Origin of the sequence: Paenibacillus sp. KN14-4R (assembly GCF_052180255.1) — a bacterium.
Lineage (GTDB): Bacteria > Bacillota > Bacilli > Paenibacillales > NBRC-103111 > Paenibacillus_AM.
On sequence record NZ_CP197466.1, the window covers coordinates 3,561,210 to 3,579,306 of the forward strand.

23 protein-coding genes are annotated in these 18,097 nt (G+C 36.3%); all 23 read right to left on the reverse strand.

What is annotated here, in order from left to right:
• Positions 1–11: 11 nt before the first annotated feature.
• The gene (locus ACSBOP_RS17535; RefSeq protein WP_442601806.1) at positions 12–626 is read right to left on the reverse strand and encodes a GNAT family N-acetyltransferase; all 615 of its coding nucleotides are present in this window, start codon (positions 624–626) and stop codon (positions 12–14) included.
• Positions 627–866: 240 nt separating this feature from the next.
• Positions 867–1,430: a GNAT family N-acetyltransferase gene (locus ACSBOP_RS17540; RefSeq protein ID WP_442601807.1), complete on the reverse strand. Its 564-nt coding sequence runs from the start codon at positions 1,428–1,430 to the stop codon at positions 867–869.
• A gap of 898 nt (positions 1,431–2,328) precedes the next feature.
• Positions 2,329–2,757, reverse strand: a complete 429-nt coding sequence (locus ACSBOP_RS17545) for a GNAT family N-acetyltransferase (protein ID WP_442601808.1) — start codon at positions 2,755–2,757, stop codon at positions 2,329–2,331.
• Between the two features lie 290 nt (positions 2,758–3,047).
• Complete coding sequence (locus ACSBOP_RS17550) at positions 3,048–3,524, reverse strand: hypothetical protein (RefSeq protein WP_442601809.1); 477 nt, start codon at positions 3,522–3,524, stop codon at positions 3,048–3,050.
• A 226-nt stretch (positions 3,525–3,750) separates the two neighbouring features.
• Complete coding sequence (locus ACSBOP_RS17555; protein ID WP_442601810.1) at positions 3,751–4,308, reverse strand: hypothetical protein; 558 nt, start codon at positions 4,306–4,308, stop codon at positions 3,751–3,753.
• Between the two features lie 508 nt (positions 4,309–4,816).
• Positions 4,817–5,584, reverse strand: coding sequence for a nucleotidyltransferase domain-containing protein (locus ACSBOP_RS17560; protein WP_442601811.1), 768 nt, complete (start codon positions 5,582–5,584; stop codon positions 4,817–4,819).
• 189 nt (positions 5,585–5,773) lie between these two features.
• Positions 5,774–6,409 carry a class I SAM-dependent methyltransferase gene (locus tag ACSBOP_RS17565; RefSeq protein WP_442601812.1) on the reverse strand — a complete coding sequence of 212 codons (636 nt, stop codon included), beginning with the start codon at positions 6,407–6,409 and terminating at the stop codon, positions 5,774–5,776.
• A 176-nt stretch (positions 6,410–6,585) separates the two neighbouring features.
• Positions 6,586–7,200 (reverse strand): GNAT family N-acetyltransferase, encoded by a 615-nt coding sequence (locus tag ACSBOP_RS17570; RefSeq protein ID WP_442601813.1) that lies wholly within the window; start codon positions 7,198–7,200, stop codon positions 6,586–6,588.
• 290 nt (positions 7,201–7,490) lie between these two features.
• Positions 7,491–8,033 (reverse strand): GNAT family N-acetyltransferase, encoded by a 543-nt coding sequence (locus tag ACSBOP_RS17575; protein ID WP_442601814.1) that lies wholly within the window; start codon positions 8,031–8,033, stop codon positions 7,491–7,493.
• 248 nt (positions 8,034–8,281) lie between these two features.
• Entirely contained in the window at positions 8,282–8,929 is a 648-nt protein-coding gene (locus tag ACSBOP_RS17580; protein WP_442601815.1) for a DUF4303 domain-containing protein, read from the reverse strand.
• 215 nt (positions 8,930–9,144) lie between these two features.
• Positions 9,145–9,579 (reverse strand): GNAT family N-acetyltransferase, encoded by a 435-nt coding sequence (locus ACSBOP_RS17585; protein ID WP_442601816.1) that lies wholly within the window; start codon positions 9,577–9,579, stop codon positions 9,145–9,147.
• Positions 9,580–9,805: 226 nt separating this feature from the next.
• Positions 9,806–10,393: a YdcF family protein gene (locus tag ACSBOP_RS17590; RefSeq protein ID WP_442601817.1), complete on the reverse strand. Its 588-nt coding sequence runs from the start codon at positions 10,391–10,393 to the stop codon at positions 9,806–9,808.
• A gap of 205 nt (positions 10,394–10,598) precedes the next feature.
• Positions 10,599–11,639 carry an SIR2 family protein gene (locus ACSBOP_RS17595; RefSeq protein WP_442601818.1) on the reverse strand — a complete coding sequence of 347 codons (1,041 nt, stop codon included), beginning with the start codon at positions 11,637–11,639 and terminating at the stop codon, positions 10,599–10,601.
• Between the two features lie 26 nt (positions 11,640–11,665).
• Positions 11,666–11,932 (reverse strand): hypothetical protein, encoded by a 267-nt coding sequence (locus tag ACSBOP_RS17600; protein ID WP_442601819.1) that lies wholly within the window; start codon positions 11,930–11,932, stop codon positions 11,666–11,668.
• A 273-nt stretch (positions 11,933–12,205) separates the two neighbouring features.
• Positions 12,206–12,985 (reverse strand): protein kinase domain-containing protein, encoded by a 780-nt coding sequence (locus ACSBOP_RS17605; protein WP_442601820.1) that lies wholly within the window; start codon positions 12,983–12,985, stop codon positions 12,206–12,208.
• A gap of 19 nt (positions 12,986–13,004) precedes the next feature.
• A complete protein-coding gene (locus ACSBOP_RS17610) occupies positions 13,005–13,262 on the reverse strand; it encodes a hypothetical protein (protein ID WP_442601821.1) in 258 nt (85 codons plus the stop codon).
• The gene (locus ACSBOP_RS17615) at positions 13,259–13,696 is read right to left on the reverse strand and encodes a hypothetical protein (RefSeq protein WP_442601822.1); all 438 of its coding nucleotides are present in this window, start codon (positions 13,694–13,696) and stop codon (positions 13,259–13,261) included. Before ACSBOP_RS17615 ends, ACSBOP_RS17610 begins: the two co-directional genes overlap by 4 nt.
• A 261-nt stretch (positions 13,697–13,957) precedes the next feature.
• Positions 13,958–14,473, reverse strand: coding sequence for a GNAT family N-acetyltransferase (locus tag ACSBOP_RS17620; RefSeq protein ID WP_442601823.1), 516 nt, complete (start codon positions 14,471–14,473; stop codon positions 13,958–13,960).
• 243 nt (positions 14,474–14,716) lie between these two features.
• Positions 14,717–15,091 (reverse strand): hypothetical protein, encoded by a 375-nt coding sequence (locus ACSBOP_RS17625; protein ID WP_442601824.1) that lies wholly within the window; start codon positions 15,089–15,091, stop codon positions 14,717–14,719.
• Positions 15,092–15,281: 190 nt separating this feature from the next.
• On the reverse strand, positions 15,282–15,971 hold the full coding sequence (locus ACSBOP_RS17630; protein WP_442601825.1) for a hypothetical protein: 690 nt from the start codon (positions 15,969–15,971) through the stop codon (positions 15,282–15,284).
• A gap of 215 nt (positions 15,972–16,186) precedes the next feature.
• Complete coding sequence (locus tag ACSBOP_RS17635) at positions 16,187–16,621, reverse strand: GNAT family N-acetyltransferase (RefSeq protein ID WP_442601826.1); 435 nt, start codon at positions 16,619–16,621, stop codon at positions 16,187–16,189.
• Positions 16,622–16,865: 244 nt separating this feature from the next.
• Positions 16,866–17,342 carry a hypothetical protein gene (locus ACSBOP_RS17640; RefSeq protein ID WP_442601809.1) on the reverse strand — a complete coding sequence of 159 codons (477 nt, stop codon included), beginning with the start codon at positions 17,340–17,342 and terminating at the stop codon, positions 16,866–16,868.
• 239 nt (positions 17,343–17,581) lie between these two features.
• Entirely contained in the window at positions 17,582–18,079 is a 498-nt protein-coding gene (locus ACSBOP_RS17645) for an NUDIX domain-containing protein (protein WP_442601827.1), read from the reverse strand.
• Between the last annotated feature and the right edge of the window lie 18 nt (positions 18,080–18,097).

Below are 18,097 nucleotides of genomic sequence, written 5' to 3' on the forward strand. Positions count from 1 at the left end.
TAGATATGATGTTATAGGATGTCAGTGCCTTCATTGTTATACTTACAATCTTTCAACCAATCTGTTTTATGAATTTTATAGTGGTTATATTTATCATCGTCTATTTCCACCTCTCCTACAAACTTAAAATCACTTTTCTGAATTACTCTGTTTGATGGTCCGTTCACAAGTAATGCAATTGAATTTAATTCTTCTATCTCTGTGTTTTCAAATAAATACTTAATTACGCCCTGAACAGCTTGAGACGTATATCCTTTACTCCTATGGTCTTTTGAGATGCCATACATGATTTCTCTATTTGGTACTGGGAGTTCGTCCTTTATTCCCGAACAACACCAGCCAATGAATTCTCCAGTTTCTTTAAGTACAATTCCCAATCTCAGTGTAAGGTCCTCGACTCTAAGTCCTTCTTCGACACGTCTAAGAAATTGATTGTTTTCAGGTATTTCATAATTCTTCATCCAGTTAAGCCGTACTTCTTTTTCAACATTCCAACCGGGTAAATATTCATAAATCTCCGGTTGCCATGTGAGTTCTTGTAATTTATCTAAATCTCTTAATTGATATTCCCGAATGATAATATCCTTACATTCTATAGATAAACTATAGTTGTATTCAGAGTGCATATAGATTCTCCTTTGATTTGTATAACAATGATTTGCGCTGATTTCCTATAACGTCTCTTGTATTCACGAACCCGAGAGGCTTAAGGGCGCTTGCGCCCGGGTCCGACCGACTTAGCCTCGCAGTGGTTGTCTGCCTGAGCTCGCTCTTTGAAACTCCTCGGGCGGACCAATGGGCGTCAGCCCCGCAGCGCGAATACTGTGTTATAGGATGTCAACACCTTCTCGATCCACTAACACCATTTATTTAACTAGAGCGTATATATGAGTATCTCTTATCTGACTCTTATCTGCTGATAAATCATCACATCTTAATGTTCCTTCTAATTGAAAGTCTAATCGTTCTGGAATCGCCTTACTCTTATAATTTAAAGTATCACAACGAATTTCTACTCTTCTAGCCTTCAACTCTGTAAAGGCAAAATTGGTTATTCCTTGAACTGCTTCAGTCATATACCCATTTCCACTCATACGTGTATCAATCCAGTATCCGATTTCAAATTTACGTATCTCCCAATCTGGCTTATTCAATCCAGATAAACCAATGAATTGTTTAGTTTCTTTATCAAATAACAGAAGTCTAAGTTCTTCTCTCTTAATAAACTTTACATATGCTTCTCGTAGAATTGTTTCGATTGACTGTTCAGAATGTTCGTTCTGTGCAAAAATAGTCAACCACTCCTTGAGCTCATTAATCGATGAGGTTATACTCTCATACACTACCTTACCATCACCAGGTAGAGGTGTTCTAATCAATAACCTTTCAGTTGTAAATTGGTTTGGAAAATCTATTAATACTGGATTCATTCTATAATCCCCTCTGCATTTATTAATATGTTTTTATCCGATATTACGTTAATTTCCTATAACGTTGTTGTATTCACGAACCCGAGAGGCTTAAGGGAGCGTAGCGACTGGGTCCGCAGGACTTAGCCTTGCAGGGTTGTCTGCCTGTCTACGCTTCTCCGAAATGTCTCGGGCAGACCAAGGAGCCGATAGGCGACGCTGTGTGAATACGATGTTATACGCTGCCTTGCACTTGAACTTTTCGCTTTTCCACGCTCTTGACCTTAACCATTCTTTCAAGTGATTTTGTTCTTAATCTGTCTGCATATGTTCTTGATCTTAACCGTTCTACTCAAATATTCTTGAAGCAATTGCTTAAAAACATACTACTGCTTATTCTTACTTAAAAGCATTTCAACTAATCCAACAATAAATATTAATACACCGATCAACATAAATGAATATATGAACCCATTCAATATCGGAAGATATTCACCAGTTAAATTTGTATTGTAATACACCAAATTAATAGCTTTATACCCTAAAGGTGTACTTATTAGTATCATAATAAATGCTAATATAAAACATATTATTGATTTTCGCATGACTATTCCCCCTAAAATCAAAAATTGAAAACTATTACATTCAAGTGATTCAATCCATAATCAAAACTCTTTTCTTTATAATTGGTTGTCATTTGTTTCATTGTTTAAGTTTCTCAAAGGGGTTGCGTATAACGTTTCTGTATCTACGAACCCTAGAGGCTTAAGGGAGCGTACGCGACCGGGTCCGATGGACTTAGCCTCGCAGGGTTATCTGCCTGTTCTCACTTCTCCGATCCACTTCGGGCAGATCAAGGGGGCTTGTCCCCCGTAGCGTAGATACTGTGTTATACGACGGAACTTTGAGTTACTCACAATCACTTAACTTTATGATCATGAATTACACCGAACATCCCAGTCATTCCATCATGTTTATTTAGACCATATCTATTATAAAATGCCTCTTTCCCTTTGCTTGCAAATAAACCTACAAATGATTTTTCTGGTGCATTTTCCTTTAAGTATTCAGAAATTACTCCCATGATAATACTACCAATACCTTTGTTTTGATGCTTTGGCATAACTGCTATGTCTTGAATGTAAAAATATATCTTTCCATCCCCAATTACTCTTCCCATTCCAACTATCTCATCTTCATATTGAATAACAACACCAAATAAAGATTGGTTTAAGGATTCTTCTGCGACATCAAAATTTATAAACTCAGTCCAGCCAACTGAGTTACAAAGCTTTATATATTCCGAAATAGTAGGTATTCTTTTATGTATTTTATATTCTTTACTCATTGGTACCTCCACAAATTGTTTAGTATGGACGGTGCTTTATATTATTTTACTTCATTGCAATTACCTGCATTATAAATAATGTTCCGTTCTGTCGAATAACGTTCTTGTATCTACGAGCCCGAGAGGCTTAAAGGAGCGTAAGCGACTGGGTCCGTCAGGACTTAGCCTCGCAGGGTTGTCTGCCTGATCCTCTACTTCGAAAAGCTTCGGGCAGACCAAGGAGTGAACGCGACGCAGCGTAGATATGGTGTTAGGTGATGTTACCGACTACATGAAATACCTACATAAAATTAATTATTTAGTATGTCTAATACTGCATACGCTCTTCTTCTCACATATTCAACATAGTCCTCCGAGAATTTAATTATCAGTTCCAAAGTTCTTGGTTCCTTGTCAGTAATTGTTCCAAGGTGATGAGCGAATTGCCATCTTGTGTCATTATCATGATAGTTAAGTGCTTCTTCGGCCAGTGAACATAAAATTGATGGTTTACTAGCTACTTGAACAATAATTTCTTCACATTCATTGTCTCTACCGATTAAATAGAGGAGATTATTTACTGTCTTTCGATCCCAATCTTTATACTCCGTGGTCTCAATTAGCTTTGAAATTAATGAGTAAATAAGAGTCCAAGATTCATAATTGGCTTCCCATTCCTTAACTTGTTTTTCATTCTTAGACCACTTCCAAAATTCATCTACTTGTTCATCAATCTTTGTATAGATGTCTTTTGAGTTATCATGAATTTTGAAATATAGTTCATCCACCTTATCACCTGTTCTATTTATTTTAATTTCTCGGTAATTTCACCTAACGTTGGTGTGTTCACGAACCCGAGAGGCTTAAGGCGCTTTAGCGCCGGGTCGTCAGACTTAGCCTCGCAGGGTTGTCTGTCTGAATCCGCTACTCCGAACTACCTCAGGCAGACCAAGGAGCCGTATGGCGACGCTGTGTGAACACGATGTTAGGTGAAGTTATCTCTGCTTGAATTACCTACACCTTGTTTTGTATCTTCTTTAGTAGATTTCTTGCAAACCCCATGGTTGAATTCTCAATATTTCCATCATAGTCAATTTCATCAATAATCTCAAAAATCTCATCTTCTAATAGTTCTCTAAGTATATTAATTTCACATGTAATATCCTGACCAAAGAAATGTAATTTCACAGCTTTTTGGTCAGTAGTGAAAATAAACTCCCATATTTCTATACACTTTATTTCTGATCTATCCATAAGAACTCGTAGTGCATCTTCTGTATCATTTATTGTATCTCTAGCTTCATCAAGTTCGTCATCATTTGTCGTACCTTCTTGAGAGATACCAATCCATCCAGCGGGATAAAAGCATTCAATACTCTCATCAAATTGAGAGTTCAACTCGCTTATCATTCCCCAGTAACGCGACATATCAACATACTCTGCTGTCACAAATTCAACGGCTTCAATTATATCCTCCGTTTTTGTGAAATCAAAAGGTCTAGTTCGATGCTTCATTCCTAAAATATTATTAAGCAATGTGATCTTTTCTTTTTGTTCTTTTGAGATAAACACCTTTGAACTCCTCCATAAATAAGTATTAGATAATTTCACCTAACGTTCTTGTATTCACGACGTCCTTCCACCTTAAGCCCCGAAGGGGCGGCCGCGACGCGGTTAGGTGGGAGGATGTGTCCGGCTGCATCTACTTCCTCGCTACTGAAAATTCATCCCCGATACTACTTCTAACTTCTGCCCGACCGAGGGCCGAATGGCCCGAAGCGTGAATATGGTGTTAGCCGATGCTTCCTCTTCTTCGAGTTACCCACCGAATATGTCTTGATCTTCTTATGCCCTTATCCGATCTTGACCTTAGATGCTTCTGGCTTTGAGGGTTTACCCATATGTTCTTGACCTAGGAAATTTCGGCTAACGATTTGTATTGACGACGTCCTGGCCCCTTAGAGCCGCTGCTTATAGTTGTGAGGCTTGCCGAACACCTAATGCAGTGACGTCCCGACGGGCTTAGGGGGCTGGATGTGGTCACTCACTTCTCAGAGTGACCCCGAGCGTCAATATGGTGTTAGCCGAAGGAAGTTCTGGAAGCAGCCATTGTATTTAATGCGTTCTCAAAATAGCTATATACTTCATCTGCAATTCCCAGAAACTCTTCAACAAGTACATTACTATCCAAGTAACAAGCATACAGATAATCAACTAAAGCGGAGTCAATCTCGCAATAGTTTAATATGGCATTCTTCATCTTAATAATGTCATCTTGCCATACACCTGTATCTTCTAAAACCAAAGAGTATAATGCACGAATTAATCTCTTAGAATAACCTTTAATATATCTAGTTTTCATTGTGTTATCACTAGCATTAGAAAGTAAACTATGTATACGATCTACTTCCTCCTTGGTCTCTGTATTTAAGTCTAAAATGAACTCTGGTGAAATAATTATCGGTGGTACTTTTTCACCAACGTCATGACCATATATGCAAACACAAATTATCTTAACCCAAAAACCCCACTCATTCGGTTTACTTAATACATCGTCAATCGAGCAAATTATCGTATCAATCTTAGTTACTACTGGATATTCTTCCAAAAGCCTGTCTTTAATATTTGACAATCTTTCGTAATCAATATCTTTGGGATTTACACATACAATAGTAAAGTCTGCATCTGACTTAAAAGGTTTAGCAGTTCCTTTTGGAATCGAGCCACACATATAAATGCTATGAATCTTACCTTTAAATTCGGTAAGTATATTATCAATATACTTATCAACAAAATCCTTATATTCACTTTGTATTACAATTCTATTTACAACTTTTTCTAATATCATATAGACTCCTCCTAAACTAAGAACTTCTTTCGGCTAACGTTCTTTGTATTCACGAACCCTCACTGGCTTAAGGCGCGTTAGCGCCGGGTCCGACGGACTTAGCCAGTGCAGGGTTGTCTGTCTGATTCCACTTCCTCGAATTGCCTCGGGCAGACCAAGGGGCGTAAGCCACGAAGCGTAAATACGGTGTTAGACGATGTACCTTGGCTTCATTGCAATCTCCCACAATATCTTCTTGTTTTTATATCTATCTAATTCGTATTCCTCTGCATGAATCAAAGTCCAAATATTCTCATTAAAAAAATGATTAATCTCATGTCTATCAAAAAATCTTCTGTAAATTCCTTCATTCTCTAATAGATATCTCTCTTTACTTTTGCTTACTTTCCCTTTATTTATTATTTCATTTATTGAATTCAATCTACATAATAATAAGCCATCTAATCTTAACACTCTATGTATTTCACTAATTACTTTAAAAGTTGTATCTTCGTCAAAATAATGTAGACTTAAATCAGCTATCAATACTCTTATTGAGTCGTTTTCAAATGGTAGCCCTTCTGTCATATCGAAACAGATGGTATTAATTTTTGGGATAATTTCAGTCAATTTCTTTAATGCTTCTTCCGAAATATCACACGCTTCTGCTAATATTCCTTTCTCGAACAGATAAAGAGCATTATTACCAATACCACAACCTAGATCAACAATACGGCCACTATCTTTATTTAGGTATTCGTCATATTTATCAAGCCAATTATCAAAAACTGGCATAAGATTTGGTCTACTGAATGATTCATTCCAGTACTGTTTTAATGTTTTCATATTATTCTCCATTCAAGGTATGTCGTCTAACGTTTCTGTATCTACGAACCCGAGAGGCTTAAAGGAGCGAAGCGACTGGGTCGAAGACTTAGCCTCGCAGGGTTGTCTGCCTGATTCGCTTCCTTGAAGACCCTCGGGCAGACCAAGGAGCGTAGCGACGCGGCGTAGAAATGATGTTATAGGATGTCAGTGCCTTCATTGTTATACTTACAATCTTTCAACCAATCTGTTTTATGAATTTTATAGTGGTTATATTTATCTTCGTCTATTTCCACCTCTCCTACAAACTTAAAATTACTTTTCTGAATTACTCTGTTTGATGGTCCGTTCACAAGTAATGCAATTGCATTTAATTCTTCTATCTCCGTGTTTTCAAATAAATACTTAATTACTCCCTGAACAGCTTGAGACGTATATCCTTTGCTTCTATGGTCTTTTGAGATGCCATACATGATTTCTCTATTTGGTACTGGGAGTTCGTCCTTTATTCCCGAACAACACCAGCCAATGAATTCTCCAGTTTCTTTAAGTACAATTCCCAATCTCAGTCTAAGGTCCTCGACTCTAAGTCCTTCTTCGACACGTCCAAGAAATTGATTATTTTCAGGTATTTCATAATTCTTCAGCCAGTTAAGCCGTACTTCTTTTTCAACATTCCAACCGGGTAAATATTCATAAATCTCCGGTTGCCATGTGAGTTCATGCAATTTATCTAAATCTCCTAATTGATATTCCCGAAGGATAATATCCTTACATTCTATAGATAAACTATAGTTGTATTCAGAGTGCATATAGATTCTCCTTTGATTTGTATAACAATGATTTGCGCTGATTTCCTATAACGTACCCGCATTTACGAACCCTCACCACCTTAAAGGATTGCCGGAACCTTAGATAGTTCCTATCTTAGGTTCTGATGATCCTGGCCGCGATGCGGTTAGGTGGTGCAGGGTTGTCGCCTGAGTTCACTTTCTCGAAATCCCTCTTGGCGACCAAGGGCCAGCTTGTCTGGCCTGCAGTGTGAATGCATTGTTATCGGATGTCAGTGCCTTCTTCGAGTATACTTACATAATTCTTTCTACTATCGCCTTTTTAGTGAAAACTCTAATTGAAAGTCTCTTGGATCGTTTTCATATAATTTGTTATTTATTTCCATCACTTCTATACAACCGATAGCAAAATAAAATGCAACTGTCTCCTCGGCAGAACCAGCACATATATAAATTTTATCCGCTTTCCACTTTAATGCTTTTTCTGAAACTATCGAAAACAGTTTTTTACCAATTCCTTTATTTCTGTGTTCTAACGTTATAAATAATTGATCCAATAAAACGTATTTATAATTTTCACCAAAAAAATCATGATTTATTGTTGCGAAACCTATTAATCTATTATTTTCATCAAAAGCTCCTACTGCATAACCTTCATTTAGAATTGTTTCTTTTAGACTTTTAAAATGATGATCATATCCGTTTGGCCAATCGTTATCTTGATAATCAATTTTGACCAATTGACGTATTCCATCGACTTCTCTCCATGCTCTTTTTATATATTGGGATGGATTCATCTCATTTATTTGTTCACAATCATCAATCAATATTGTCCTATAATTCACACTTAACATTCATTTTACCTCCGTTTTGATCTACATTTTCTGTTTTTTATATATTGCGCTGATTTCCGATAACGTTGTTCTGTTCGCGACGTCCCACCGACTTAAGGCCACAACGTGGCCGGGCGCGATGCGCTTAGTCGGTGCGGATGTGTCCGGTTGCTCCCACTTCCCCGAAATCCCTCTGCCGGACCAAGGGCGATTGCCCGATGCGTGAACATGGTGTTATCGGATGCCACTTCTTCCTTGAAAAACCATATTCAATCAAGTTTTACATACCTTTTATAATATTCTTCATCTACAGTATTATCAAAATACTCCTTATCATGATCTGCGACATATCCAATAAAATCAGTCGCTTTCTTTAACTCCGAGAATGGCTTTAGTCTATTAACCACTCTCTCACCTATACTAATTAAGTTCTTATAAAAGATGTCATTTGTAATTGCAACGTCGGAATCGAATGATGGAGTACCCTGTCCATCATATATTCTTAAATATAATGTCATTATTTTATTTAATGTTTCCGGCAGTTCCTCATGAATCATGTATGCAAAATCCCCAATTCCATAATACTTCATCACTTGTTTATCTCTTTCAGTCTGTTCCTTCTTATTTAATACTTTATTCAATTCTTCATGCGTATTCATATATAGAATCACATCACCGTAATGAGTATCCAAGTAAAGAACGAAAGCATATACATCTTTATTACCATTTGTAGTTGAGAATTGTGTGATCTTCTCCTTGCAATACGAATACAATAAATCTTCTATTTTCTTACCATCTATTAAAGTCAGATTCTCACGGAGTTCTTCTGTGAATTCCATTTCTCCATTCTTTCTATAGATGATAATTCCCCCTTGATTAGGTTCAATGCTATTGAATTTATCAAAAAAGCTTTCCATTGTCTTCTCTCCTTTAAGTGGTTTCCGATAACGTTATTGTATCTACGAACCCTCATTTGCTTAAGGCAGCTTGCTGCCGGGTCCGACGGACTTAGCCAATGCAGGGTTGTCTGCTGAATCTTCTTCCTCGAAAATCCTTCTTGCAGACCAAGGGGCGTATGCCCCGCAGCGTAGATACGGTGTTAGGCGAAGTTACTGACTTCTTCGAGTTATTTTCAGTTTAATCTCTTAACAAATCTATATCCTGTGACATTAAATCCTCTATTTTTATAAAATTCATGTGCACTTATCCGTTCCTCTTTAATACCACTGGTAAGGTATAAAAAATCTGACCCCTTATTTCTCGTCCATTCTTCAATGAAATTAATTAAAGCCTTTCCTACTCCTTGTCCTTGGTATTCCTTTTTGGTTACAAATGATGAGATTTGAGTTTTAAATTTATTGCTTGTATATGTAATATTTAGACGTACCCCGATCATTCCAACAACTTTTTCATTTATCGTAGCTACAAATGTAAAATAGTAAGGATTTGATCCAATTAGTTCCATACGATTTTTCATATCTTCAATTGTTGAAGGTGAACCTAAATCAGTCATTAGTTCAGTTAACGACTCAAGATCAGATGAATGATATTCGCGGATTTGTATCAATATACTTCACCCTTCTTTAATATAGTTTTTATTATTACAGTAATTTCGCCTAACGTGTCCGTATTCACGACGTCTCACCGACTTAAGGCTGCGCCAGCAGCCGGCCGCGATGCGGTTAGTCGGTGCAGATGTGTCCGCTGAATCTGCCTCCTGACGATCACTTCTTTCGGACCGAGGGCCGCCAGGCCCGGTGCGTGAATATAATGTTAGACGAAGGATATGCCCTCTAGATAAAACAATCAATTATGTCCTTTGATCTTGTATATTTAATTAATCTTTCCACTTCATTCATTACACGTGTTTTTCCTTTTTCATTAGTCCACCAATTATCAGGTCTTGTATTAATATCTAGTACACCACAAAGGCTATACTTAATCCAATCAGGCATAAAGGTTTTCATTGATAATAAACAACGCCTTAAATGAAAGAAGTTCGTTACTAAAATGATTCGTTTAATATTGCTCAAGCCATAACTATCTTCTAATAATGCTTTAGTAAATAGAATATTTTGTTTCGTGTTAGTTGATTTTTCTTCGAGTAATATATCTGATTCGTTAATACCCAAATTAATGGCAGCACTTTTCATACTTAGTGCTTCTGGTGGATTAGATTGACCCCCAGACATAACTATTATTTGAGCTCTATTTGCTTTAAATAATTCAACTGCTTTTGGAACTCTGTATACAGGGGCCGTGACACTCCCAAATACGAGGATGATCTCACCAAATAACCCATCGTCATCTAAGTTCTCAAATAGAATTTTATTGATAATTGAGTGATCTAAATCTTCTATTTTTAATTCTGATAAAAACATATAGTCCTCCTTGGGTTCAGATTAGCATATCTTTCATCTAACGCTTGTGCATTCCTGACGTTTATTTCCCTTAGATAGCTCTTATCTTAGGGAAATTAATGTGTCGCTTGAATTCTCTTCTCTGAAATTCTTCTCGGCGACTGAGGAGCGTCAGTGACGAAACAAGAATGCTCTGTTAGGTGAAGTTAATGCCTTCTTTGAATAGCTACAAGAAAGGTGTATGGTGGTATACTATGTTTTTATCTGTGATCTTAGAGGCCATTGTCTTTGCATAGTTATGCGCCGCTTTGTGTTGTTTAACAGACTTGACTGCTTCTAGATAATCTTCAAATGTTGGAAGACCATATTTGTATCCGAAAATATAATATTTAGGCATATCCATTCTTGTTTCATCATCAGCTATTAAAAATATTAAACCATCGATATAGCCATCAACGTAAGAAACATCATGATATATCTTGTTCTTTAACTTTTCTTCCCTTATGGAATTATAAGAACTAATTAGTTTAGTGATGGTGTACTTACTAGAATAAGTTCCTGAATTTTTATTCGATAACATTCTTTCGAATGCATGAATAATTCCATCTTGATAACATAATGAATATATAGCATCAGGGTTATCACCAATATCAGTTGATTTCGAGAATTTTTGGTGCTCCCGGTACACTTCTTCTAATTGATCGTATACACCTCTGAATCTATTATCATTAATAAGTATGTCATCATCTACTAAATGACCTTTCAAGCTCTCAATAAAATAAGTTGCATCAGTTATTATAGGAGTAATGTTATAATTTTTAAGTTTGTCCGCTGATGTTTTGTCAATTGTCACCATATACGAATGAGGCATTAATCCCTTCATTTCTTTAAACAGTGAATCGAAAATCTTATTAAAATCTTCGTCTCCAAAAGAGTATCCAATAAAAACTATTAGCTTAGTAGCAAGCATCATCTTCAAATTACTACCAACAAGTCCGGAATTCAATCTTTTGTAACATTTTTTATAATCTTCTTCAGTTGCTACTATTGAACCAAAATTATTAATAGAGCCATGTATTTTAAACACTCTTCTATTTGCAGTCTGCCAAAAAATATAATCTTCTACATCAACAAATGGAGTAGCATTGCACTCCCTTTCAAATAAATCGTCCCAATTTGTTGTAACGATATCTTTTATTTGCTCTATTGTTGACAATTCATGATGAAAAGAGGATGCTTGCCGATAAAGCTCAGGGAAGGCATACACGTAATCTATCCTTCCCTTTATTTTGGTCAGTAATTTTGCTCTTCCATTTGTTTGCTCATCAATTGGGAAAAACTCAAATTATCTTCTGGATTGATAATCATTTCTCTACAGATATCCGAATAAAGGGTAGTCTTATATACTTTTTTTGATTCCGTGCTAACGCCCGCGCCAGCGAAAATAACTAATTCACCATTCTTCGTTGCTTCAATAATCTCTTTAGGTAAATAAAAACCATTATTATGATTACAAGACGAACATTCACAATGTTTGTTTTCTTCAATTTTTACATCCATGAAATCACCCACTAACATTTTATTAGTTGCATTAATTTCACCTAACGTTTCTGTATCTACGACGTCCCACCGACTTAAGGCTCCGCCAGGAGCCGGCCGCGATTCGGTTAGTCGGTGCGGATGTGTCCGCTGAATTTACTTCCCTGTCAATTACTTCTCGCGGACCGAGGAACCGTCAGGCTCCAAAGCGTGGATATAATGTTAGGTGAAGTAATCGGCTTCTTTGAAATACAATTAAACCCATCTTACATACTGTAAAATGGGCTTTCGAATTTATATGTTCTGAAAAAATTTATTAAGCTCTAAGGAAGTATCAACTAGAGTAAGCTCTCTTGTTCTAATTAATGTCTGACTGAAAATTCTATATCCCTCTTCATTCTTTACCACCTTGTATTTCTTTCTCCTCCATTCTTTACATAAATATTCACTTTCAGATTGGACTATCCAGTCAGGTACTTCACTCTTTATTTTAGCTAAATCTTTATAAAACGCATCTAAGGTTTTATATCGTAGTTTTATTGCATTATTTATTACTCTGTTAATTTTTGAACAATATATAGGCAATTGAGGAATCACATTTATTAACTGATCTTTTGTAACAAGTTTAATTATTTGTTTTATTCCCTCTTGATAGGTATTATCCGGATCTAACCTTACTTTACTTAACTTAGCATAGGATTCTACGTCTGTTGGTAGTGTTCCATTAACTAATTGAAAAAGAATCAATCCTATTTGATAAATATCCGATTGGATTGAATAAATTCCTTTTGAAAATACTTCAGATGATCTATACAGATAAGGAATAGGATCTTCAATCAATACTTTTGCACCGATAGACTTAACGGAGCCTAAATCAATAATTATAGGCTTAATACCATCATATATTATGTTCTCGGGTTTCAAGTCACGATGTACTAACCCAAGATTATGTACATCACTGACACCTACTATTAATTCCATGATGATATCAATTGCTTGTTTTAATGATATTTGTGAAAGTCCACAAAATTTATCTAGAGTGTGTCCCTCAAGATATTCCGTAACAATGACCAATTGAGACCCTGTCTGTGAGTCAATAAATGGAATCAAATACATTCACAATATTTTGTTTGTCTCTAAGATTAATCAGTGTTTCAACTTCATGTTCAATATTTTGACCTTCATCCCAAGGAATTGGAATAAATTTAACGAATACCTTTTTTTTAAAAGTTTCATGATAACCTTGAAAGGCTACACTAGAACCTTCAAAGATCTCTTCCTCCAATTTGATATTTCTTTCCTTTAAGAAGAAATCTTGATACATAGATAGATTAGAAGTGTCACTACTCATATTAATTCCTCTAATAACAAGTAAGCGATAACTTGCTGAGCTTTGGTTGAATATCTAACTTCGTTAAAACTCACCCATAATGGGTTTGTTGGCAGTTCCTTAAATTTCTTTTTGGTCTTTTGTGTTTTTATCTTAATTAATTGTTTTGCATATCCAAAGTCAGAAATCGCCAAATCAATAATACCTTCAGCCTTTACTCGCTCAATTGAAGGACTTCTTTGTCCATTTGAAGCGACCTCCAAAATTAATCTTTCAATTTCGGTGAATCTCTTAATTACCATTTGAATATAATTGTAAAGTTCTCTAAGAGACTCTCCAGAGTCGTTAGACAAAACAAACTTTTCAATTGCCAAAGATCGATCATTTTTATTGAAATTAGATACATATATTTCATTTGAACTAATTGAAAAACCCAATATATTAATTTGTGACATCTCCTTTGATTATGGAACAATACATATGTAAATTCTACCACAAAAACATCGTGTTAGAAAACGTCGGTTTATCTTAGAATTTAGATTATTTCACCTAACGTTCCCGTATTCACGACGTCCATTCCCCTTAGATAGCTCCAATCTTAGGGGAATGGATGTGTCCGCTGAATCTGCTTCCCTGCCAATTGCTTCATGCGGACCGAGGTCCGTCAGGCCCGAAGCGTGAATATTATGTTAGGTGATGTTAATGCCATCTTCGATTCAACTAAAAAATGCTTTCGGGTATTTAAGTTCCCCTCTGATTTCTTGAAGTTTTCTTTCCTCAACTTCATAAACCATAAAAACCTCATCAGGCACTTCGAACTGTTTCAACTCAAGTCCAAATTTTCTTGCAGGTTGAAATCCTACCCGTGGATAGTAACTAGGATGTCCTATTAATAAAATGAGTCCATATCCTAGTGCCTTACATCTTCTAATACCTTCCTCTATCAAGCTACTTCCTATTCCTTGTTTTTGTAAATCTGGCTTAATTGCTATTGGAGCCAATACGATTACTGTATGTACTTCATTTTGAGCTTCCACTATTGCTTTACTAAGCATTATGTGGCCTACTATTTCATTGTTTTTTTCTGCAACCAGAGATAACTCTGGTACAAACTCTTCAGACTTTCTGATTCGTTCAACTAGTTTTGATTCATCTTCTCTATTTCCAAATGCTTGAAAGTTTATTTGATATACATCTTTGAAATCCTGCTCAATTTCTGTTCGTATAATCATTTCATATCTCCAATCATAAAATATAGGTTTTTATAACATTGCATTAATTTCACCTAACGTTCTTGTATCTACGAACCCGAGAGGCTTAAGGCGCATCGCGCCGGGTCCATCGGACTTAGCGTCGCAGGGTTGTGAGCTGAATCCACTTCTATGCTTACCCCATCCTGCGAACCAAGGGCGTAGCCCGCAGTGTAGATACAGTGTTAGGTGATGCCCCCGGCTTCTTGAGATACTTTCAGATTCCTATTTATTTAGTAAATCTCTCAATTGATTTGCATATTTCATAGATATTTCATATCCTTGGCTTGTATTTGTTTGGTCTACCAATAATCCCTTCATTGATCTATCTGAACCCAATGATAAATGAAAATTTTTAATTGTATTGTTAGAGTATGTAATTGTCATATTGTATTCTGCACCGTAATTAAGTTCTCCTAACATTTTCGTTGCTGTTGTTATTGCTTCTTCAAATATCTTTAAAGATTGATCATTGTTAAAGTCTTGGTTCTCACACTTTTCTTCATTGAAAGATTGAAGACATTCAAGTTTTATCTGGTTAATCGAATCATTCATACCTGGCTTATTGCATCCTGAGATAAACAATAACATCAATGCCATGGCTACTATGTATCTTATATTTATTGGTATCATCTCTTTTCATTAATTGATTTCAGGGGGTTTCACCTAACGTTTCGTATATTCACGACACCCGGCGAATGCCGGGTGTGTCCACAGTAACTGCTTCATTGAAGCCACATCTAGGACCGAGGGCGAATACCCGATGCGTTAATATGTTGTTATGCGAAGTTTAATTCTCCCTGATAATCTGAGTGAGTTCGTTATTAACATCTTCTTTAAATTTACATATTCTGGTTTGGTCCAGAGTTTTTTCTTCCTCTAAATTATTAATATACATATTAGCTCTCTCTCTTAAATCTATCTTAGAGATCAAATTATTGTAGTCATCAATCATGTCACCGAATAATTCAAATGCTTTCATCCTAAATAGTTTACTGTACTCTGCTGGCATATCCCCTCTTGCTTCATGCCCTGTAAATGGATCAATTATTTTTGGAATATAAGCAATATTCCAAGGGGCTGCAAATAAGAATGGATTTTTTGTCTTACCAAATATATGTGATATTTGATAGTTTTGGATCTTCTCAAAGGTACTTGTATCCCTTCCAATGTTCTTTCTAAACTTGGTATTTTCATTTAATACTCTTTCTGGAATTGCATTGTTTGTGGGATCCTCTTTTATGTATTGATTCCCTAAAATAAATTGATAAAGAGCCTTGAACAGGTCAGTTCCTGAACCATTTCGCCCGTAGCCTCTAATATATACTTGTTTATTACTTAAAACGTCATTCTTTAATCTATCCCAAGCGAATCGTGCTTGGCAATGATCAATATAAATAGATTCTTCCAAACCAAACTGATAGAATTGTTCTTTGCTAATATATCCTTTGCTAAAGAATGCTTGGTATGAATCTTTCATGTTGTTTTCTCCTTAATTAAATTTCGCCTAACGTTGTTGTATCTACGAACCCTCAATGGCTTAAGGCAGCTTGCTGCCGGGTCCGACGGACTTAGCCAATGCAGGGTTGTCTGCTGAATCTTCTTCCTCGAAAATCCTTCTGGCAGACCAAGGGGCGTATGCCCCGCAGCGTAGATACGGTGTTAGGCGGAGTTACTGACTTCTTCGAGTTACTTTCAGTTTAATCTCTTAACAAATCTATATCCTGTGACATTAAATCCTCTATTTTTATAAAATTCATGTGCACTTATCCGTTCCTCTTTTATACCACTGGTAAGGTATAAAAAATCTGACCCCTTATTTCTCGTCCATTCTTCAATGTAATTAATTAAAGCCTTTCCTACTCCTTGTCCTTGGTATTCCTTTTTGGTTACAAATGATGAGATTTGAGTTTTAAATTTATTGCTTGTATATGTACTATTTAGACGTACCCCGATCATTCCAACAACTTTTTCATTTATCGTAGCTACAAATGTAAAATAGTAAGGATTTAATCCAATTAGTTCCATACGATTTTTCATATCCTCAATTGTTGAAGGTGAACCTAAATCAGTCATTAGTTCAGTTAACGACTCAAGATCAGATGAAAGATATTCGCGGATTTGTATCATTATACTTCACCCTTCTTTAATATAGTTTTTATTATTGCAGTAATTTCGCCTAACGTTCTTGTATCTACGAGCCCGAGAGGCTTAAAGGAGCGTAAGCGACTGGGTCCGTCAGGACTTAGCCTCGCAGGGTTGTCTGCCTGATCCTCTACTTCGAAAAGCTTCGGGCAGACCAAGGAGTGAACGCGACGCAGCGTAGATATGGTGTTAGGTGATGTTACCGACTACATGAAATACCTACATAAAATTAATTATTTAGTATGTCTAATACTGCATACGCTCTTCTTCTCACATATTCAACATAGTCCTCCGAGAATTTAATTATCAGTTCCAAAGTTCTTGGTTCCTTGTCAGTAATTGTTCCAAGGTGATGAGCGAATTGCCATCTTGTGTCATTATCATGATAGTTAAGTGCTTCTTCGGCCAGTGAACATAAAATTGATGGTTTACTAGCTACTTGAACAATAATTTCTTCACATTCATTGTCTCTACCGATTAAATAGAGGAGATTATTTACTGTCTTTCGATCCCAATCTTTATACTCCGTGGTCTCAATTAGCTTTGAAATTAATGAGTAAATAAGAGTCCAAGATTCATAATTGGCTTCCCATTCCTTAACTTGTTTTTCATTCTTAGACCACTTCCAAAATTCATCTACTTGTTCATCAATCTTTGTATAGATGTCTTTTGAGTTATCATGAATTTTGAAATATAGTTCATCCACCTTATCACCTGTTCTATTTATTTTAATTTCTCGGTAATTTCACCTAACGTTGGTGTATTCACGAACCCGAAAGGCTTAAAGGAGCGTAGCGATTGGGTGGCTCTGCCACTTAGCCTTGCAGGGTTGTCTGCCTGATTCCACTCCCCCGAAATCTCCTCTGGCAAACCGAGGGCGTTAGCCCGATGCGTGAATACGGTGTTATATGATGCCGATGCCTTCTCTGCGTTACCTTCAAAATATTATTTTATTATTGGGGTCCCCATAAATTTTTGAAGATCTTCTAAAACTTCTTTTTCATGTTCTTCAAAGTATCCCGATTCAAATTCAGGCAGAGCATCTATTGAAAAGAATCCAATATTCGTGGTTTCATCTGTTTCCTTTAAAATTGTACCTTTCCACTCATCAACTCGAAATAATAATTCAAATCCTTGATACTCGTCACCAAAACGGTTGATTACAGAATATTCTCTCCCCGTGTACATCGCAATAAGTGTTGCCTCAATAACTTCTATTCCTGTCTCTTCGCGTACTTCCCGTTTAAGACATTCCACTATGGATTCATTTATTTCAATTCCTCCTGCTGGTAATGCCCACTTCTTATTTCCCTTTCTCTCGATATAAAGAATTCGATTTTCTTTATCTCTGATAATGGCTCGAATCGAAGGAATGATAAGTTTCCGATTACCAACAATAGATCTGAGTTCCCCAGTATACGAATCTTCCCATTTACTTGACATACTATCTCCTTCCGAAGA